This window comes from Mycobacterium sp. IDUB_36 (assembly GCF_055419225.1).
Genome location: NZ_JBVAXH010000001.1, coordinates 670,439 through 689,635 on the forward strand (window position 1 = coordinate 670,439; position 19,197 = coordinate 689,635).

Annotated in this window: 16 protein-coding genes; 3 read left to right on the forward strand and 13 right to left on the reverse strand. The window is 66.9% G+C overall.

Annotation, left to right across the window (positions count from 1 at the left end; translation table 11 throughout):
- Nucleotides 1-128: 128 nt before the first annotated feature.
- Complete coding sequence (locus ACZYW1_RS03220; RefSeq protein ID WP_463783219.1) at nt 129-527, forward strand: STAS domain-containing protein; 399 nt, start codon at nt 129-131, stop codon at nt 525-527.
- A 4-nt stretch (nt 528-531) separates the two neighbouring features.
- On the opposite strand, the gene ACZYW1_RS03225 is transcribed toward ACZYW1_RS03220, so the two are convergent.
- The 4 genes from ACZYW1_RS03225 to ACZYW1_RS03240 form a co-directional block, all read right to left on the reverse strand.
- A complete protein-coding gene (locus ACZYW1_RS03225) occupies nt 532-1,128 on the reverse strand; it encodes a TetR/AcrR family transcriptional regulator (RefSeq protein ID WP_463783220.1) in 597 nt (198 codons plus the stop codon).
- A gap of 8 nt (nt 1,129-1,136) precedes the next feature.
- Nucleotides 1,137-2,921, reverse strand: a complete 1,785-nt coding sequence (locus ACZYW1_RS03230) for an N-acyl-D-amino-acid deacylase family protein (RefSeq protein WP_463783223.1) — start codon at nt 2,919-2,921, stop codon at nt 1,137-1,139.
- A 129-nt stretch (nt 2,922-3,050) separates the two neighbouring features.
- On the reverse strand, nt 3,051-4,451 hold the full coding sequence (locus ACZYW1_RS03235; protein WP_463783225.1) for an MmgE/PrpD family protein: 1,401 nt from the start codon (nt 4,449-4,451) through the stop codon (nt 3,051-3,053).
- Nucleotides 4,448-4,930: an NUDIX hydrolase gene (locus tag ACZYW1_RS03240; protein WP_463783227.1), complete on the reverse strand. Its 483-nt coding sequence runs from the start codon at nt 4,928-4,930 to the stop codon at nt 4,448-4,450. Before ACZYW1_RS03240 ends, ACZYW1_RS03235 begins: the two co-directional genes overlap by 4 nt.
- 63 nt (nt 4,931-4,993) lie before the next feature.
- Between ACZYW1_RS03240 and ACZYW1_RS03245 the strand changes: the two genes are divergently transcribed.
- On the forward strand, nt 4,994-5,416 hold the full coding sequence (locus ACZYW1_RS03245) for a tautomerase family protein (RefSeq protein WP_463783229.1): 423 nt from the start codon (nt 4,994-4,996) through the stop codon (nt 5,414-5,416).
- An 81-nt stretch (nt 5,417-5,497) separates the two neighbouring features.
- Here the strand turns inward: ACZYW1_RS03245 and ACZYW1_RS03250 are convergent, their stop codons facing one another.
- Both ACZYW1_RS03250 and ffh read right to left on the reverse strand, forming a co-directional pair.
- Nucleotides 5,498-6,565 carry a metal-dependent hydrolase family protein gene (locus tag ACZYW1_RS03250; protein WP_463783231.1) on the reverse strand — a complete coding sequence of 356 codons (1,068 nt, stop codon included), beginning with the start codon at nt 6,563-6,565 and terminating at the stop codon, nt 5,498-5,500.
- A complete protein-coding gene (ffh, locus tag ACZYW1_RS03255; protein WP_463783232.1) occupies nt 6,565-8,124 on the reverse strand; it encodes a signal recognition particle protein in 1,560 nt (519 codons plus the stop codon). Before ffh ends, ACZYW1_RS03250 begins: the two co-directional genes overlap by 1 nt.
- 91 nt (nt 8,125-8,215) lie before the next feature.
- Between ffh and ACZYW1_RS03260 the strand changes: the two genes are divergently transcribed.
- Nucleotides 8,216-9,001, forward strand: coding sequence for an alpha/beta hydrolase (locus ACZYW1_RS03260; RefSeq protein ID WP_463783235.1), 786 nt, complete (start codon nt 8,216-8,218; stop codon nt 8,999-9,001).
- Here the strand turns inward: ACZYW1_RS03260 and ACZYW1_RS03265 are convergent.
- The 7 genes from ACZYW1_RS03265 to ACZYW1_RS03295 all read right to left on the reverse strand — a co-directional run bounded on the left by ACZYW1_RS03265 (nt 8,998) and on the right by ACZYW1_RS03295 (nt 19,182).
- Nucleotides 8,998-11,436 (reverse strand): [protein-PII] uridylyltransferase, encoded by a 2,439-nt coding sequence (locus ACZYW1_RS03265; RefSeq protein ID WP_463783237.1) that lies wholly within the window; start codon nt 11,434-11,436, stop codon nt 8,998-9,000. The genes ACZYW1_RS03260 and ACZYW1_RS03265 overlap by 4 nt on opposite strands.
- An 89-nt stretch (nt 11,437-11,525) precedes the next feature.
- Nucleotides 11,526-11,864 carry a P-II family nitrogen regulator gene (locus ACZYW1_RS03270; RefSeq protein ID WP_293003539.1) on the reverse strand — a complete coding sequence of 113 codons (339 nt, stop codon included), beginning with the start codon at nt 11,862-11,864 and terminating at the stop codon, nt 11,526-11,528.
- A gap of 2 nt (nt 11,865-11,866) precedes the next feature.
- The gene (locus ACZYW1_RS03275; protein ID WP_463787657.1) at nt 11,867-13,237 is read right to left on the reverse strand and encodes an ammonium transporter; all 1,371 of its coding nucleotides are present in this window, start codon (nt 13,235-13,237) and stop codon (nt 11,867-11,869) included.
- A 195-nt stretch (nt 13,238-13,432) separates the two neighbouring features.
- Nucleotides 13,433-14,767, reverse strand: coding sequence for a signal recognition particle-docking protein FtsY (ftsY, locus tag ACZYW1_RS03280; RefSeq protein WP_463783239.1), 1,335 nt, complete (start codon nt 14,765-14,767; stop codon nt 13,433-13,435).
- A 12-nt stretch (nt 14,768-14,779) separates the two neighbouring features.
- Complete coding sequence (gene smc / locus ACZYW1_RS03285; RefSeq protein WP_463783240.1) at nt 14,780-18,373, reverse strand: chromosome segregation protein SMC; 3,594 nt, start codon at nt 18,371-18,373, stop codon at nt 14,780-14,782.
- Nucleotides 18,374-18,497: 124 nt separating this feature from the next.
- Nucleotides 18,498-18,782 carry an acylphosphatase gene (locus tag ACZYW1_RS03290; protein WP_463783242.1) on the reverse strand — a complete coding sequence of 95 codons (285 nt, stop codon included), beginning with the start codon at nt 18,780-18,782 and terminating at the stop codon, nt 18,498-18,500.
- A complete protein-coding gene (locus ACZYW1_RS03295) occupies nt 18,769-19,182 on the reverse strand; it encodes an OsmC family protein (RefSeq protein ID WP_463783243.1) in 414 nt (137 codons plus the stop codon). The genes ACZYW1_RS03290 and ACZYW1_RS03295 overlap by 14 nt, the downstream gene beginning before the upstream one ends.
- Nucleotides 19,183-19,197: the final 15 nt, after the last annotated feature.

Below are 19,197 nucleotides of genomic sequence, written 5' to 3' on the forward strand. Positions count from 1 at the left end.
CAATACGAGCATCCTCGGCGTCCGTCGACATACGTCGACATGTCCGTTTGGGTTGAGTCGACAGCCATTGCCAACGATGTCTGCGTCGCGAGCCGTCGCCGCAGTTACGCGTAAGGAATGAGATATCGATGATGGCCGAAGACCAACACGCCGCATCTGCTTCGCCACCTCAATCTGACAACGAGGACTTCTACACCCGCGAGTCCGACGTCGAGGGTTTGGCGGTGCTGGCCGTCGGCGGGAGCGTCGACATGCTCACCGCCCCGGGGCTCGCCGAGTCGATCGACGCGGCCCTGGAGCGAAAGCCGAAGGGCCTGATCGTCGACCTGTCCAAGGTCGAATTCCTCGGTTCAGCCGGCATCAGTGTGTTGATGAAGACCCGCGACACCCTCGGCGAGGCCACTCCGTTCTGCGTGGTCGCCGACGGACCGGCCACCCACCGACCGCTCACCCTGCTCGGGATCAACGAACTCATGTGCCTGTGCCGCAGGCTCGACGACGCGATCAGCAAGCTCTCCGGCAACTAGCGCCTCAGCCCGGCAGGCCGATCCCGCCGAGCAACGACGACAGCAGAGCGATGCGCCGGTCTTCGAGTTCGGGTTGAGGCAACACCGCCCGCAGCATCGCCGCCCCGTCGAATGTGTTGGTCAGCAACGCCACCAGGACCGGGAATGTCTCCTGCGACAAACCGTCAGCACCGGGTAACGCCCGCGCGGCGTCGCAGATCTTGCTCGTGTACTGCTCCAGAACGTGCTGCAGCGTCGCGTTGAGTTTGTCGTCGGTGCGCGCGGCGACCATCAATTCGTAGAGCACCGCGTTGGTGGGGCTGACGGTGATGTCGCGCAGGATGGTCAATCCCGCCTCGATGGCCGGTCGGTCCGACGGGATCGCCGCCACCTGCTTGGTGAACGAATCCAGCTGGCGCCGAAGCACTTCGTAGGCCGTGGCGGCCATGAAGTCGCCCATGGTGTCGAAATGCCGGAACAGGGCGCCGACGGACACCCCGGCCCGCTTGGTGATCACGGCAGCCGAGGCACGCGCGTACCCGACCTCGACGATCGTCGCGATGCTCGCCTCGAGCAGGCGCGCCACCGTCTCTTCGCGGCGCTGCTGCTGCGTACGTGCCACGTGGAGACCTACACGCTCGAACCGGCGAGTTGTGCGTGGCGCGCACCCGCTCGCAGATACCGGCCGGACTTGACGGTCTTGCCGTAGCCGTCGCGGAACTCACCGTCGCGGAACACAATTGCGCCGCCTACCCCGGTGACGACCACCGCGGCGTCGTTGCGATTGACCATGCGGCTCAGGTCCCCATAGAACGGCACCTTCTCCTCGTGGTAGCCGTCCACCGAGTCGTCCAGACCGGCCGGATCGATCACAACGAAGTCGGCGCGGTCACCTTGGCGCAGGGTGCCGGCGTCCAAGCCGAACCATTCGGCCACCTCGCCGGTGAGACGATGCACCGCGCGTTCAATCGACATGAACGGCCGGCCGTCCTGATAAGCATCCAGGGTGCGCTTGAGGAATCGCACCGGGAAGTTGTAGAAGGCCATATTGCGCAGATGCGCACCGGCGTCGGAGAAGCCCAGGTGGATGCTCGGCTCGTTGGCCAGCTTGTTGAGCTGTTTGGGCCGGTGGTTGGCCACGATGGTGGTCCATCGCACGTTGCGCTCACCGTTTTCGACCAAGACATCGAGGAACGCGTCCAGCGGATGCAGCCCACGCTCCTTGGCGATCGCCCCGAAACTCTTGCCGACGAGCGTCTCGTCGGGGCATTCGACGATCACCGCCTCGTGGAAGTCCTTGTGCCACAACGACGGACCCAGCTTGACGCGGTCGAATTGCCGACGGAATCGGCGGCGGTAATCCTCGTCGGCCAGCAATTCGTTGCGCTCCAACTGGTCTCGCAGATGCAGTGCCGCGGTGCCTGCGCCGAACTCTTCGAACACCGGCAGGTCGATGCCGTCGGAGTACAGCACGAAAGGCACCGGCAGGTGCTGGAAACGCACCTTGGAGCGGGTCAGGAAGTTCATCAGTCGGGTACCGCGGCCGAAGACGTGCACGGCGAACGGCATCGACTTGGCGTCAGCGGAGACCAGCAGGCTCATCCGAACCGCCTTGCGCAGACCGAACAATGGGCTACTGGAGAGGAAGAACAACAGCGCCGACTCGGCCTTGGCCACGTTGGGCGCGCTCTGCAGGATCCGACCGCGCTTGCGCAACACCTTGATCAGCTTGCGCCGCTCCCGCCACGTCGCGAACGTCGACGGCAGAGCCCGCGAACGGAACCGATCACCGTCGAGTTTGTCGATCGCCGCATCCATGCCGGACATGCCGAGCATTCCGGCCTCGAGTGCGTCGTCGAGCAGCGCGGCCATCTTGTCGAGTTCCGCGTCGGTGGGCTCGACGTCGCGGGTGGTGGCCCGATCAAGACCCAGCACGGATGTGCGAAGATCCGAATGACCAAGCAGCGAACTGACATTCGGCCCCAACGGCAGGCTGTCGATGGCTTCGACGTACTCCGCGGGCGTCGACCAGGTCTTGTCCTGGAGGGCGCCCAAGACAAACTTGCGTGGCACCGCTTCGACGCGGCTGAACAGGTCGGCCGCGTCTTCGGCATTGGCGTAGACCGTCGACAGCGAGCACATACCGAGAAGCACCGTGGTTACGCCGTGACGAACCGATTCGCGCAGGCCGGGGTCCAGCAGAACCTCGGCGTCGTAGTGGGTGTGCACGTCGACGAAGCCCGGCACGACCCACTTGCCCTTCGCGTCGATGACCTCGGGACACCCGGTCTCGTCGAGTCGGCCGGAGGAGACGGTGGCGACAATCCCGTCGCGGATCCCGAGCGTACGAGTCTGCGGGGTGCCGCCGGTGCCGTCGAACCACAATCCGTCACGAATGATCACGTCGTACTTCATGCGCGCCACTCCTCCTCATCGCTTCGCTCTGCATCGTCGTAGGCGCGGCTCATTGCAGTCCTCCGCATCGTTGGGGTCAGCCGAAGCTAACATAGAGAGTAAGTACTCGCAATCTTTCTCTAGGTCGGTTTACAGTCGCCCCCTACTGCGTGGACGCTGCGCGACGGGACTGACGCCGCCCAACAGCGCCGCGAGTTCGGATACCGCGATGTCGTCCAGTCGGGTCACCGCGTCGACGATCTCGCCGCGCAACGCGGCGTCCGCGAAGGGCTCAGCGAGCCAGTGAAATTTCTCCACTACGCGATCCCAGGACATCGGGCGGGTGGGCGACCCCTCGAAGTCGGATTGCTCACGATGAAACTCGCGTCCGTCGTTGAGGACGATGTGCACGCGAGCCGCGGTGCGCTCCGGATACGCCTCGGTCAGGTCCTCGGCCGGGTGAACGTGCACGCGGCCCAGCAGTTCCTGCACATCGCCGCGGCAAACCCGTTCACTCTCGAGCTGTTCGGGGCCGACCTGCCCGTCGAGCAGCGCGACGGAGACCAGATACCTGAGGTTGTAGTCGGCCTGCTCCTTGGTCGACGGATGATCCTTGGTGCCGTAGCGGCCGCCCCCGGCGATGTCGAAGGCTCCTTGGAACACTTCGAGATTCACCGTCGCGACGTCGGCCGCCGCGAGGGCGTGCTCGTCACGCAGCGCCAGCGTCTCGTCGATAACCACCTGGCCGTGGATCAGCGCACAGTACTGCTTGAGGTAGGTGTGCTCGACGGCGGTCAGCGAGCGGTCGTCCGTGCGCAGGTCGATCGACTGATCGAACAATTGTTCCAGTCCGTTGGGCCCCTCGAAAATGCCGCGGGGACCGGTGATTCCGCGGCCGGCGAGCAGAGTGGCGTACACGGCCCGCATCCCGGTGATGGCGGGTGAGATGCCCTTCCACGTCGACACCGGCTCGGTGTGCACGGCGGCCAGCGACACGTTGTCCGCCGCAGAAGCGGAAATGGCGTCGGCGGTCTGCGACGCATCGAGGTCGAGTAACTTGGCCGAGCCCGCGGCCACCGACATTGCCAGTTGCAGCGCGTGGTTGAGGCCCCGGCCCATCACGGGAACCGCTGCGCTGAACCGACATTGGATCTCGTAGGCCACCGCGAGGGCCAGCAGGAACTCCGACCCACTGGCGTCGGCGTGCTCGGCGACGGCTAATACCGCGCCGAAGTTGTCGGCGGGATGACATAGACCACCGGGGGTCAGATAAGTGTCCAGCAGGTCGGGGTATCGCACCAGGACGGCGTTGAAAAAGGCGGCCTGGTCCACCGATCCGCGACCACCGCCGACGAACGTCGCGGTCGGACGGCCGCTGAATTGATCGGCCTGGGCGCGTATCGCGGGAATCATCTCACCGTCCAGAGCGCCTGCCGCGCAAGCGATGCTGTCCAGAACGTTACGCTTCAGCGCGGACCGGGCCGGCTCGCGGAGGTCGTACTGCTCGGTGGTGACGACGAATTCGGCCAGCCGGTCGGCGGTGTACGTCATGGCGTGTCCGTTTCGAAAACCGTGGGAGCGCGCAGATTGCCGTCCCTGGCGTACTCGATGCGCAGGTGCATGTCGTCGGACATGTCCGGCAAGTGCGCCAGATCGAACCAGCGGGCCTCCAGGCTCTCGTCGTCCGCGGGGAACGGTTCGCTCCCCAGCCAGTCCATCCGGAAAACGTGGTCGAGATACTGCGCGTGGTCACCGTTGATGTGGACGACCGGGCGGGTCACGTGCACCCAGGCCAGGCGCCGGGCAATTGCTTGAATGCCGCTCTCTTCCAACACTTCTCGGACCGCGCAGTCGGCCGGGTTCTCCCCCGGCTCGACGATGCCGGTGACCGGCGTCCAGGCGTGGTTGTCGGACCGTTGGATCAACAGCACCTGGTGGTCACGAATCACCACTGCGGTGATGCCGGGCAACCATAACGGCTCGTGGCCGATGCGCTGCCGAAGCTTGACGATGAATTCAGGGATCGGCATAGTCTCTGTTTAACAGAGACGGTGAATCCAACACGTCCGGGCACGGTCGAAAGGACAGCCGCCATGCCACTCGCTCGGATCGACCTCATCGAGGGAAAGTCCGTCGAGTATCGACGGACGATCGCAGATGTGGTCTACGACAGGATGATCGAATGTCTGGGAGTGCCCGAGGACAGATTTCAGACCATCACCGAACACAAAGCGGAAAACTTCTTTTTCGACCGCGATTACCTCAGTCTCTACCGGTCCGAAAACTGCATCTTCATCCAGCTGATCTTCCTCGACGTCGCGAGTCCTGAGCAGAAAGCCGCGTTCTACAAAGCGGTCGTCGACGACCTGGCGGAGAAGATTCAGGTGCGGCGGGAGGATGTCTTCTTCAACCTCGTGACCGTCGACCCGCCGGACTTCTCCATGGGCAACGGCGTTGCCACCTATATCAACGGGGTGCCAACCGATCGACTCGACCCACGATCCATCCAGACCTGACCGAAAGTGGACGTGCCGAGCCGCGTTCGGTGTAGCGAGAGTCAGGCGGCTCGCTGTTTCGGTCGGCCCGAGACCGGCCGCTCAGTAGAACTGGCCGCGTAGGACGGTCACGTCCGCGCGGTGCAGCACCTCGGGGCCGTATCGCGGATCGTCGTAGTAGCACAACAAGTCTGCCGAAGCCCCATCGTCCAGGCCCGGCCGGTCGAGCCAGTCGCGGGCATCCCAGCACGCCGCACCGATCGCATCGGTGGGAGTCATCCCGATCCGGGTCAAAGCCTCGACCTCGTCGCCGATGCGCCCGTGGGCGATCATGCCGCCGGCATCGGTGCCGGCGTAGATCGGTATCCCAGCGTCGTGCGCCGCGGATAAACGCCGATTGCTCTTCGCGTAGAGGTCGCGCATGTGCGCGGCATAGACCGGATATTTGCCCGCCGAGTCGGCGATGCCAGGGAAGTTCTCGATGTTGATCAGGGTCGGCACCAACGCCGTCCCATGGTCGACCATCAACTCGATGGTGTCGTCGGTGAGCCCGGTGCCGTGCTCGATGCAGTCGATGCCCGCCTTGATCAGGCCAGGCAGCGCGTCCTCACCGAAGACGTGCGCGGTCACCCGCGCGCCGTGCGAGTGAGCGGCTGCGATGGCCTCCTTCAGGACGCTGTCGGACCACAACGGCGCGAGGTCACCAATGCTGCGGTCGATCCAGTCGCCGATCAGCTTGACCCACCCGCCACCGATCTGCGCCTGCTCGGCGACGTACTCCGGCAGTTGCGACTCGTCCTCGACGTCGATCGGCAGGCCGGGGATATACCGCTTGGGGCGGGCCAGATGCCTTCCAGCCCGGATGATTCGGGGCAGGTCTCCCCGCTCGTCGAGGCTGCTGGTGTCGATCGGCACGCCGCAGTCGCGAACCAGGAGCACGCCAACACTGCGTTCGGTCTCGGCCTGGGCGACCGCCTCGTCGAGATCGACACCGCCGCCCGGCCCCAGCCCGACATGACAGTGCGCGTCCACCAGCCCCGGCACGATCCAGCCGCCGTCGAAAATGGTTTCGGCGTCACCGACTGGGTCGCGGCTGATCCGGCCGTCGACAATCCACAGTTCGATGGGCTCTTCGTCGGGCAGCCCGATCCCTCGAACGTGGTATGGCACTACTTGCCCGGGAACTTCAGCTTGGACAGATCGAAATCGGCCAGCCCGGGCGGTAATTCGTCGAGACCCTGCGGCATGTTCGACAGGTCGGGGAACCCGGCCGGCATGCCGGCGCCGAGCGGACCGCGGACCTTGGGCGGCGTCGGCCCGCGCTTCTTGCCCTTCTTGCCCTTGCCGCCCTTGGCTTTTGCGGTTTTGCGGGTCGCCGACTTACGTCCCAGCCCGGGGATGCCCATGCTGCTGACCATCGAGGACATCATTTTGCGGGCCTCGAAGAAGCGGTCGACCAGCTGGTTGACCTCCGACACCGACACACCCGAGCCGTTGGCGATGCGCAGGCGACGTGAGGCGTTGATGATCTTCGGGTCGGCCCGCTCCTGCGGCGTCATGCCGCGGATGATGGCCTGCAGCCGGTCGAGTTGGCTGTCGTCGACGGCGGCCAGGGCGTCTTTCATCTGGCCCGCGCCGGGCAGCATGCCCAGCAGGTTGCCGATCGGACCCATCTTGCGGATCGCCAGCATCTGCTCGAGGAAGTCCTCGAGGGTGAGTTCGCCGGATCCGATCTTGGCCGCGGCATCCTGGGCTTGCTGCGCGTCGAAGACCTGCTCGGCCTGCTCGATGAGGCTCAGGACGTCGCCCATCCCGAGGATACGGCTGGCCATCCGGTCCGGGTGGAAGACGTCGAAGTCTTCGAGCTTCTCGCCAGCAGATGCGAAAAGGATTGGCACACCGGCAATTTCGCGGACCGACAGTGCGGCACCACCGCGAGCGTCGCCGTCCAGCTTGGTCAGCACCACACCGGTGAAGCCGACGCCTTCGCCGAATGCCTGCGCGGTGGCCACCGCGTCCTGACCGACCATCGCGTCCAACACGAAGATGACTTCGTCGGGGTCGACGGCGGCGCGGATGGCGCCGGCCTGGGCCATCATCTCCTCGTCGATACCCAATCGCCCGGCGGTGTCGACGATCACGACGTCGAAGTGCTTGGCCCGCGCCTCCGCGAGTCCGGCGGCGGCGACGGCTACCGGGTCACCGGGCGCTGCGTCGTGATCGGTCTGCGCCGAGGTTCCCGGGTGCGGTGCGAACACCGCGACACCGGCGCGCTCCCCCACGATCTGCAGCTGGTTGACCGCTCCCGGTCGTTGCAGGTCGCAGGCCACCAGCAGCGGGGTGTGCCCTTGATTGCGCAGCCACAGCGCCAGTTTGCCCGCCAGGGTCGTCTTACCCGAACCCTGCAGACCCGCCAGCATCACCACGGTCGGCGGCGTCTTGGCGAACGCAAGCTGACGGGTCTGGCCACCGAGAATGCCGACCAGTTCGTCGTTGACGATCTTGACGACCTGCTGGGCCGGGTTGAGCGCGCCGGAGACCTCGGCACCCTTGGCACGGTCCTTGACGCGGCCGACGAACGCGCGGACGACCGGCAGCGATACGTCGGCCTCCAACAGCGCCAGCCGGATCTCGCGGGTGGTGGCGTCGATGTCGGCGTCGCTCAGCCGACCTTTGCCGCGAAGTCCTTGCAGGGCGCCGGTGAGCCGGTCAGACAGCGATTCAAACACGCCGCCCAGCCTAGCGGGGCGACGATGCAGAGCGCGCAGCGCGATGAGGAGAAGGCCCGCAATCAAACACCAGCGGGGCGAGGATGGACGCATGCTCGAGGTGATCGACACGGGATCCTGCGACGACGCACATCCCGTCCCGCTGCTGTTTGTCCACGGCGGTTGGCACTCCGCCTCATGCTGGGACAACTTCGTGAACTACTTCGCCGACGCCGGCTACCGCGCGGTGGCGCTGAGTCTGCGCGGTCACGGTGGCAGCCCTAGCGGCAAACCGTTCCACACGTGCTCGATCGCCGACTACGTCGACGACGTCCGCACCACCGCTGACCGCCTCGGCGGGCGTCCGATCATCATCGGGCATTCACTGGGCGGTTTCGTCGTGCAGCGCTACCTGGAGGACCACCGGCCGTCGGCGGCCGTATTGGTGGCATCGGTGCCCCCGCAGGGCGTGCTCGGACTGGTCGGACGGATCTGGACCCGCCATCCGTGGGTCTCTATGCGCTCGCTGCCGGTCGGCAACCTGACTGGCTTCATCGGCACCACGCCGCTCGTTCGCGAGCATCTCTTCAGCGCTCACACGCCCGACGAGATCGTCGAATCCTGCGCTGCCCGTGTGCAATCCGAGCCGGTCCGCGCCTCTTTGGTCGATCCACTGCTCCGACGCGTGCGGACGAAGCGGGTCAGCACCCCGGTGCTGGTGTTGGGAGCCGCCGAGGACGGAATGGTCACGGAGGCCGAGGTGCGCGCGACGGCACGGGCCTACCGAACCGAGGCGGAGTTCTTCGCGGACATGGGGCACAACATGATGCAGGAACCGGCCTGGGCACGCGTCGCCGAACGCATCGACGCCTGGCTGCGAGGCCGCGGGCTCGGCTAGACCGCCGCCGGCTCCGGGCTCTTGGGCGCGTCCAGGACGGCGAGCAGGTGGTGCTCGATCGCCGAGCGGGTGCTGGAGCCGGGCTCGCCGGTCGCCTTGGCGGCGGCGCTGCGCGCGGGCAGCTCGATGCAGAACACGTCGTCGACCATCGACCCGCGGGTGGTGACCTTCGCCCAGTCGATGTCCACCCCCGCGCGCTCGAGCGCACCGGTGAGCAGCGCGAGCAAGCCGGGACGGTCGTTCGCCCGGATCTCGATGATCAGCCGTCCGGGGGTGCCCTCGAACCACCTGATCCGCGGCGGCGCAGACGGCTGGCGGACCGGAATCGCGGTCGGCGCGTCGCCGACCGGCTTGGGTTTTGCGTCGGTCGAGCGCTGCTCCAGCGTGCCCAGGACGTCGGTCTGGCCGCCCAGCGCCCTGATCAGCTGCTGGCGCAGCAGGCCCGACGCCGGCGGGCTGCCGAAATGAGGTGACACCACGAACTCGCTGACCGCCACGCCGTCCTGGACGTTGATCGACGCGGAGTGCACGCGCAGTGAATTGAGCGTCAGCACCCCGGCAGCTTTGGACAGCAGCCCGCGCTGGTCCGGCGCGATCACCACCGCGTGGTGCAGCCGCCGGTCGGCTCCCGGCTTCAAGTCGACGTGCACCTTGCGATCGGTGGCCAGAGCCATGTACTCGGGGTCGAGCGGGTCGGCCTCGGGCAGCGCCTCGCCGTTCATGGCCATCTTGCAGCGCCGCACCAGGTCACCGATCAGCGAGGCTTTCCAGTCGGTCCACACACCCGGCCCGGTGGCCAACGAGTCGGCCTCGGTGAGCGCATGCAATACGTCGAGTAGCACCGGGTCACCGTCCAGCGCGTCGCAGACCCCGTTGATGGTCTGCGGCTCGTTCAGGTCTTGCCGGATCGCGACTTTGGCCAGCAGCAGGTGATGGAAGACCAGCTTGGACAGCATCTCGATGTCGGTCGGCCACATACCCAGCCTGGTGCCGATCTGGGTGGCCAGTTGCGCGCCGAGCACACAGTGGTCGGCGTCGCGGCCCTTCCCGATGTCATGCAACAGCGCAGCCAGGATCAGCAGGTCAGAACGCGCCACCCGGGTCGTGAAAATCCTTGCCCGCGATACGGTTTCGGCAAGATGACGATCGACGGTCCAGATGTGGACCACGTCTCGCGGAGGAAGGTCGCGGACGGCTCCCCACTCCGGGAACAGCCGGCCCCACAGCCCGGTGCGGTCCAGTGTCTCGATCACGGCGATGGTGTCCGGGCCGGCGGTCAACATGACCAGCAGATTGTCCAGTGCGTCCCGCGGCCACGGCGTCGGCAGTTCGGGCGCAGTATCGGCCAGCCGGGTCAACGTGGACACCGCGATCGGCAGCCCCGTGACCGCGGACGCCGCGGCCACCCGCAGCAGCAGGGCCGGGTCGCTCTGCGGGCGGGCGTCGCGGGCCAGCACGATCTCCCCGGCGTATTCGACCACCCCTTCGTCCAGCGGACGGCGTGGCCGCCGTCGGATCGCCGACATCCCCCGCCTGGGCAGCGCGTTGGAGGCGGTCCGCAGACCGGCGTCGACGCGATAGCTGATCGTCCGTCCCACATCGGAGAGCAACCGTGACAGGTCGAAGCGGTCGCCGATGTGCAGCGCGGCGCTGATCTCGTCGGCGAACTGGGCCAGCACCTGGTCGTGTCCCCGGCCCGAGACCCGGTGCAGTTCGGTGCGGACGTTGAGCAAGGTCAGGTGCGCGCCGGTCAGCGAACCCAGCGGGTCGTCACCCTCGCCGACGGCCAGCCGGTCGGTCAGGTGGGCGATCGCCAGGGCGTCGAGCAGTTGGATATCGCGAAGCCCGCCGCGGCCGGACTTCAGATCGGCCTCGGCGCGATGGGCGATCTCACCGAAGCGGCGCCAGCGTGCGTGGGTCTCGTCGACGATCTCACCGAAGATCGATTGGATTCCTGTCCGCCACTGGCGACGAACGCCCTCGATCAGTCGCCCGGACAATTCCTCGTCGCCGGCGATGTGGCGGGTGTCGAGCATCGCCAGGCACGCGGAGACGTCGGCGCTGGCGACCTTCAAGGTCTGGGCGACGGTCCGGACGCTGTGATCAAGCCGAATGTTGGCGTCCCACAGGGGATACCAGAGCGAGTCGGCGACGTCGCGGACGGCGTCGGTGTTCATACCGTCGTGCAGCAGCAGCAGATCCAGGTCCGAGTAGGGCACCAGCTCGCGCCGGCCGAGTGAGCCTGTTGCGACGATCGCGAAGCCGCTGGCCGGCATGATGCCGATCTCGGAAGCCTTGGTGGTCAACCAGAATTCGTGTAGCTCACCCCACGCCTCGCGAAGGGCGGCCGAGTCGAGTTCGCTCGGCCCGCGAGCCAACAGCTTCTCCCGAGCTGCGGCCAGATCATTCGCCGCACCGGAAATCTTGTCCGCCACGCCTATCGCCCCGACGAATCATGCTCGAGCTGTTTCATCCCCGCCCCGGTCGGATCGGCCACACCGCAGGAAGTGTCCTGCGGCGACTGTCAGATCGCGTCGGCTCCGCGCTCCCCGGTGCGTACGCGCACCACGGTCTCCACGGGGCTGACCCAGACCTTGCCGTCACCGATCTTGCCAGTACGGGCGGACCGCACGATGGCGTCGAGGGCTTTGTCGGCGTCGAAGTCCTCAACCAGGACCTCGACGCGGACCTTCGGCACGAAGTCGACGGAGTACTCGGCGCCCCGGTAGACCTCGGTGTGCCCCTTCTGCCGACCGTAACCCTGGACTTCGCTGACCGTCATGCCGAGGATTCCGATTTGCTCGAGGCTGGCCTTGATGTCCTCCAGCGTGAACGGCTTGACGATCGCAGTGATCAGCTTCATGTCTACTCCGCCTCTACTTTGTCGCCCACTCGATACTCTTCCGAGCCATGGCCACGGGCGCCTTCCGGCTCCGGCAGGCTCGCATGGGGAAGAACAGACCCAGAACCGCCGGCCGCCGCGAAGTCGTACGCGCCCTCCGCGTGCTGAGACTCGTCGATTCCCGTCGTTTCTCCCTCGGTATCCAGGCGCAACCCGATCGTGTATTTCAGTATCAAGGCCAGGATAAGGGTGACGACAGCGGAGTAGGCAAGAACGCTGAATGCGCCGATCGCCTGCCGCCACAACTGATCCCAACCCCCGCCGTAGAACAGCCCCTTGACCGCGGCGGGAGCTTCAGGCGTCGCCAGCAGGCCGATCAACAACGTGCCCGTCAATCCACCGACCAGGTGCACCCCGACCACGTCGAGTGAATCGTCGAAGCCCAGCTTGAATTTCAGTCCGACTGCCAGCGCGCAGAGCACACCGCCGAACACGCCGATCACCAGAGCACCCAGCACGTTCACCGACGAACACGACGGCGTGATGGCGACCAGGCCGGCCACGATCCCGGAGGCCGCGCCCAGCGTGGTGGCGTGACCGTCGCGGATGCGCTCGGTCGCCAGCCAGGCCAGCATGGCCGCGGCGGTGGCAACGGTGGTCGTGATGAAAGTCGAAGCGGCGACACCGTTGGAGCTGGTGGCCGACCCGGCGTTGAAGCCGTACCAGCCGAACCACAGCAAGCCGGCGCCGAGCATCACGAATGGGACGTTGTGCGGACGGAACAGCGTCGTGGGCCACCCTTTGCGCTTGCCGAGAACGAGGGCCAGCACCAGACCGGCCGTACCGGAGTTGATGTGGACCGCAGTCCCGCCGGCGAAGTCGATCGCCTTCAGCTTGGTGGCGATCCAGCCGCCGTGCTCGGCGGTGACGCCGTCGAACGAGAACACCCAGTGCGCGACCGGGAAGTAGACGATCGTCGCCCAGAGCCCCGCGAAGACCAGCCAGGCGCTGAACTTCAGCCGGTCGGAGACCGCGCCGGAGATCAGCGCGACGGTGATGATCGCGAACATCAGCTGGAACGCCACGAACACGGTCATCGGCAGGGTGCCGGCCAGCGGAATGTCGGTGGCGGCTTTGCCGGCCGCTGCGGCCGCGGAGTTGCCTCCGATCAGCCCTTTGAGCCCGAAGTACTGCAGCGGGTCACCGAACAGGTCGTTCTTGTCGTCGCCGAAGGCCATCGAGTAGCCGTACAGCACCCACAGCACCGTCACGACGCCCATCGCGCTGACGCTCATCATGATCATGTTGAGCACGCTTCGGGCGCGGACCATCCCGCCGTAGAAAAAAGCCAGTCCAGGGGTCATCAACAACACCAGTGCGGAACTCGCCAGCATCCAAGCGGTGTCGCCGGTATCGGGTTGGCCCAATGTCGGGAAACTCACGCGCTATCACCTCCGGTCGGCCATCGACAGCCGCCAGACATTTGACTGCGGCCTGCACGAGAACCTTGCAAAGAGGTTGTTACAAATCGCGGCGCTGACAGGTTTCGTCAGTGTTACATCTGCTCGGGCTGAACCGGACGCCGCGGACTATCCCAGCAGCGCGTCGACGAAAGCGGCCGGTTCGAAGGGCGCCAGGTCGTCGGGCCCCTCGCCGAGTCCGACCAGCTTGACCGGCACCCCGAGCTCCTGCTGGACGCGAAAAACAATGCCGCCCTTGGCCGTGCCGTCCAGTTTGGTCAGCACCGCGCCGGTGATTTCGACTACGTCGGCGAACACCCGCGCCTGCGCCAGACCGTTCTGCCCGATGGTCGCATCGAGCACCAACAGCACCTCGTCGACGGCCGCCCGCCGAGAGACCACCCGCTTGACCTTGCCGAGTTCATCCATCAGCCCGGTCTTGGTGTGCAGCCTGCCGGCGGTGTCGATCACCACGACGTCGGCGCCCAGCTCGATCCCCTTGTCGACGGCGTCGAACGCCACCGCGGCCGGGTCGGCACCCTCGGCGCCCCGGACCACCTCGGCGCCCACCCGAGATGCCCAAGCCTGCAACTGATCAGCGGCAGCGGCCCGGAAGGTGTCGGCCGCGCCCAGCACGACGCGGCGGCCGTCGGCAACCAGAACCCGCGCGAGTTTGCCTACCGTCGTGGTCTTTCCGGTCCCGTTGACGCCGACCACCAGCAACACCGACGGGTGATCATCGTGCGGCAGCGCGCGCACCGAGCGGTCCAGGCCGGGCTGTAGCTCGCCGATCAACACCTCGCGCAGCACCGCCCGGGCGTCGGCCTCGGTGTGAACATCACGGCTGGCGATACGGCTACGCAACTGGGCGACCACCGAGCTGGTGACCGTCGGACCCAGGTCGGCGATCAGCAGCGTGTCTTCGACCTGTTCCCATGAATCTTCGTCGAGATCGCCACCGCCGAGAAGTCCTAACAGGCTCCGGCCCAACGCATTCTGCGAACGCGCCAATCGTCCGCGAAGTCGCTCCAGCCGCCCGTCTGTTGGCGCGATCTCCTCTACCGCAGGCGCCTGCTCAACAACGTCCGGCTGGGCGGTCGTCTCCGGTTCGGGCGTCGGCTCCGGTTCGGGCGTTGGCGCCGCGATATCCGGCAGGGGCTCTGCGGTATCCGGCAGTGGGAGTTGGACATCGGAGACGGGACGTTTAGGCGCGTCGCGCGGAATGGTCGCGTCATCACCGACTGTGGGCAGACCGGTGGTGTCGAGACGATCGGGAGTTTCGGTGCGGCTGAAAGTGATTCCTGTCGACGCCGCATATCCGCCGGAGCGGTCGAGGGTAGCGGTCTGCTCGCGCGACGACAGGCTGATCTGCCGTCGCCGGTAACGCACCAGTCCCCATACCAGGATGGCGATGACGATCAGTGCGGCGACAGCCGCTATCGCGATCCAGAGGGATTGCGGCACAGTGTTCCTCGCTTAGGTAGTCGTGACCAGCTCGTTGACCTGCTGACCGCGCATCCGTTGAGAGATCACCGTGGTGATGCCGTCGTCTCGCATCGTCACCCCGTACAACGAGTCAGCGACCTCCATGGTCGGCTTTTGGTGCGTGATGACGATCAGCTGGGATTTGGCCCGCAGCAGCTCGAACAGGCCGATCAGCCGCCGCAGGTTGGTGTCGTCGAGGGCCGCCTCGACCTCGTCCATGATGTAGAACGGCGACGGGCGGGCCCGGAAGATGGCCACCAGCATCGCCACCGCGGTCAATGACTTCTCGCCGCCGGACAGCAGCGACAACCGCTTGACCTTCTTGCCGGGCGGACGGGCCTCCACCTCGATACCCGTGGTCAGCATGTCGTCGGGATTGGTGAGCAGCAACCGACCCTCGCCGCCGGGGAAGAGCGACGCGAAAACCCCCTGGAATTCCCGCTCTACGTCGACGTAAGCCTCGGTGAACACCTGCAGAATGCGGGCATCGACATCGGCGACCACGTCCAGCAGGTCCTTACGCGCGGCCTTGACGTCCTCGAGCTGGGTGGACAGGAAGTTGAAGCGTTCTTCCAGCGCGGCGAACTCCTCGAGCGCCAACGGGTTGACCCGGCCGAGCTCGGCCAGCTCACGTTCGGCGCGTTTGGCCCGACGCTCCTGAGTGGGCCGGTCGAAGCGCAGCGGCGCCGGCGCGGTCACCTGCTCGCCGCGATCGCGGGCCTGCTCGTACTCCGCCATCTCCAACTCGGTCGGTGGCAGCGCGACCTGCGGCCCGTATTCGGCGACCAGCACGTCGGGCGTCATGCCGAATTGTTCGAGCACCATCTGCTCGAGCTGTTCGATGCGAAGCGCCGCTTGAGCTTTGGCGACCTCGTCACGGTGCAACGACTCGGTGAGCACCCCGATTCGGCTGCCCAGAGTATTCACCTCGTCGCGGACGGCAACCATGGCGACCGAACGCTGCTGACGCTCGGTGGCCAGCACGTCGCGGTTCTGGGAGGCCGCGCCGACCACTTGGCCCAGTCGGGCTGCCAGCCGCCGACCCGCGTCCGCCACGGCGGCGGCCACCGCTGCGGCGTGCTGGCGCGCGGCGCGGGCCTGCTGTGCACGCACCCGCGCCTCGCGCTCGGCAGCCGCGGCGCGACGAAGCGAATCCGCTTTTCCGCGAACGGCATTGGCCCGTTCCTCGGCGGTTCGGACGGCCAGCCGAGCTTCTACCTCGACGCCGCGGGCGGCCTCGGCCGCAGCCGAAATCTGCTGGCGATCCACCGGCTCGGCGCTGACGCTCTGGGTCTGTTCGGCATTGCCGAGCCGGGTTTCGAGCTCACCGAGCTCGGCGAGGGTTTCGGCGCGGCCGGTCTCCAGCTCTTCGCGCTGCCGCATCAGCCGGTGCCACTCCTCGTCGGCGGCGCGCGCATCCTGGCCCAGTCGCCCGAGTTGCTCGTAGATCGCCGAGATCGCGGCATCGGATTCGTTCAGTGCTGCCAGCGCCTGCTCGGCGGAGTCTTGGCGAGCGGTCTGTTCGCTCATCGCCCCGGACAGTGCCGCGCCGAGCTCGCTGGTCTGCGTCTCCGCCGCGGCGAGTTCGGTTCGCGCCTTGGCGATTTCGGAGGTGATCTCCAACGTCGAGGGTTTGCGATCCGATCCGCCGTTGATCCAGCCGGCCCCCACCAGGTCGCCGTCGCGCGTGACTGCGCGCAGATGCGGCTGCGCGGCAACAAGATTCATCGCCTCGCTCAGCCCGCCGACCACCGCGACACGGGACAGCATGGCCACCATCGCGCCGCGCAGCCGGGGCGGCGCCTCCACCAGGTCGAGGGCCCAGCGTGCACCCTCGGGCAACGCACCCGGAGATGCGGGATCGTCTGCGGGCCAGTCGCTCAGCACGATGGCCGCGCGACCACCGTCGGCCTGCTTGAGCGCGGTCACGGCATCCGCTGCCGCGGTGAAGCTTTCGGCAGCCAGCGCGTCGGCGGCCGACCCCAGCACTGCCGCCAGTGCGGCCTCGTAGCCGGAATGCACTCTGACCAGTTTCGCAATCGAGCCCAAAAGTCCTGCACTGCCGCGATTCTGGGTCAGCCATGCAGCGCCGTCTTTGCGCTCGAGACCCACCGAGAGCGCATCGATGCGTGCCCGAAGTGACGCCACCTGCCGCTCGGCGCCACGCTCGGCGGATAGCAGTTCGGCTACCCGCTCGTCGGCCGACCGCAAGGCGGCGACGGTCCGGTCGTGGTGTTCGTCGAGACCGACTTCACCTTGGTCCAGCTCGCCGACCCGGCCCTGCACGGTCTCGAATTCGGCCTTGGCCTGTTGGGCCCGAGCGGCCGCATGCTCGATGCGCTCGGAGAGCTTGGCGACACCGTCGTCGATCGACTCGACACGCGCCCGCATCGTCTCCACCTGACCGGTCAGCCGGGCCAGACCCTCGCGCCGGTCGGCCTCGGCCTGCACCGCCGCCGAGTGGGCCTGTTCGGCCTCGGTGGCGTGACGCTCGCGGTCGGCCAACTCCGCCCGGGCGGCGTCGAGCCGGGTGCGGGTGGCTTCGAGCTCGGCGAGTAGCTCCCGCTCGGCGGCGGCCACCTGCTCGGCCTCGGCCTCCAACTGATCGGGATCGGGGCCGCCGGTCGACGCCGTCTCAACGTCGAGATGTTGGGCGCGCTCGCTGGCGATGCGCACGGTCGCGCTGACCCGTTCGGCCAAGGCGGACAACCGGAACCAGGTCTGCTGCGCCGACTCCGCCCGCTCGGACAACGCCGACAACGCCGCCTCGTGAGCGGCCAATTCCTCGGAGGCCACCGCCATCCGGGCCGAGGCCTCGTCGTGCTCGCGCCGCAGCGTCGCCTCGGCGTGGTTGGTGTTGTTGAGCTCGGACTGCCGGGTCACCACGTCGTCGGCGGCGAGCCGCAACCGGGAGTCGCGCAGATCGGCCTGGATGGTCTGCGCCCGGCGGGCCACTTCGGCTTGCCGGCCGAGTGGTTTGAGCTGACGACGTAACTCGGTGGTCAGGTCGGTCAGCCGGGCCAGATTCGCCGACATCGATTCGAGCTTGCGGACCGCTTTCTCTTTGCGCTTGCGGTGCTTGAGCACGCCGGCGGCTTCCTCGATGAACGCGCGGCGGTCCTCCGGTCGCGATTCCAGGATTTCGTTGAGCTTGCCCTGCCCGACGATGACGTGCATTTCGCGGCCGATCCCGGAGTCGCTCAGCAGCTCCTGAACGTCCATCAATCGGCAACTGCTGCCGTTGATTTCGTATTCGCTGGCTCCGTCGCGGAACATCCGTCGGGTGATCGAGACCTCGGAGTATTCGATCGGCAAGGCGTTGTCGGAATTGTCGATGGTGACCGTCACCTCGGCGCGGCCCAGCGGAGCACGAGACGAGGTGCCGGCGAAGATGACGTCTTCCATCTTTCCGCCGCGCAATGTCTTGGCGCCCTGCTCCCCCATCACCCAGGCCAGCGCGTCGACCACGTTGGATTTGCCGGACCCGTTCGGCCCGACCACCGCGGTGATGCCGGGCTCGAACCGCAGAGTCGTCGGCGACGCGAAGGACTTGAAGCCCTTGAGCGTCAGACTCTTGAGGTACACGGCGTGCCAGACTACCCGTCCGGCGACGATGCAGAACGCGACGCGTTCTACCGAGGAGCCGGACTTTTCGGCTCCCTCCGGCGACGATCCGGGGCCGGGGATACGTCCCGCGGAGCCGCGCGGCCTATCGCTCCGAGAAGCCGTCGATCGCTTCGCCGGCCGGCGACCAGTCGGCGATCACGTTGTCGACGTCGCCCGGCGTCGCTCCGCTCTGCAACAGGCGTAACAGCTGTTCACAGGCGTCACGCGATCCCTGCGCAACGACGAGCACCCGGCCGTCGGGTCGGTTTGCGGCGTAGCCGGTCAAGCCCAGCTCGAGTGCGCGGGACCGGGTCCACCAGCGAAAGCCGACACCCTGGACCCGCCCGTGCACCCATGCGGTCAGCCGGGCGTCGTCACTTTCCGACATCGACGACCTGGAACTCGACCTTGGTTCCGGTCTTCAGCGTCCGGCCTACTGTGCACACCTGGTCGACGGCGCGCTGGACCACGGTGAGCAGCCGCGTCTTCTCGGCGTCGTCGAGACCCGAGAGGTCGATCTCGAGCGTCTCCTGGAGCAGTGGGTACACCTCGTGGTCGCGGTCCGCGTCGCCGGACACCCGAACGGTGGCCGGGTAGTCCTCGCCCAGCCGACGGGCCAGCGGCGCGTCGCTGGACATTCCGCTACACGCCGCGAGCGCGATTTTCATCAGCTCTCCCGGCGTGAAGACGCCGTCGACGCCCTCGGAGCCGATCAGCACCTCGGCGCCGCGCGAGCTATGGCCGGTGTAGCGCCGCACTCCGGTGCGCTCCACCCACAGATCCGTCATCGTTCATTTGTACCG

Coding starts and splice junctions, on each gene's coding strand:
- ACZYW1_RS03220 (WP_463783219.1), top strand. CDS start 129: ATGATGGCCGAAGACCAACACGCCGCATCTGCTTCGCCACCTCAATCT.
- ACZYW1_RS03230 (WP_463783223.1), bottom strand. CDS start 2,921: ATGAAGTACGACGTGATCATTCGTGACGGATTGTGGTTCGACGGCACC.
- ACZYW1_RS03235 (WP_463783225.1), bottom strand. CDS start 4,451: ATGACGTACACCGCCGACCGGCTGGCCGAATTCGTCGTCACCACCGAG.
- ACZYW1_RS03240 (WP_463783227.1), bottom strand. CDS start 4,930: ATGCCGATCCCTGAATTCATCGTCAAGCTTCGGCAGCGCATCGGCCAC.
- ACZYW1_RS03245 (WP_463783229.1), top strand. CDS start 4,994: ATGCCACTCGCTCGGATCGACCTCATCGAGGGAAAGTCCGTCGAGTAT.
- ACZYW1_RS03260 (WP_463783235.1), top strand. CDS start 8,216: ATGCTCGAGGTGATCGACACGGGATCCTGCGACGACGCACATCCCGTC.
- ACZYW1_RS03270 (WP_293003539.1), bottom strand. CDS start 11,864: ATGAAGCTGATCACTGCGATCGTCAAGCCGTTCACGCTGGAGGACATC.
- ACZYW1_RS03275 (WP_463787657.1), bottom strand. CDS start 13,237: ATGCTGGCGAGTTCCGCACTGGTGTTGTTGATGACCCCTGGACTGGCT.
- ACZYW1_RS03290 (WP_463783242.1), bottom strand. CDS start 18,782: ATGTCGGAAAGTGACGACGCCCGGCTGACCGCATGGGTGCACGGGCGG.
- ACZYW1_RS03295 (WP_463783243.1), bottom strand. CDS start 19,182: ATGACGGATCTGTGGGTGGAGCGCACCGGAGTGCGGCGCTACACCGGC.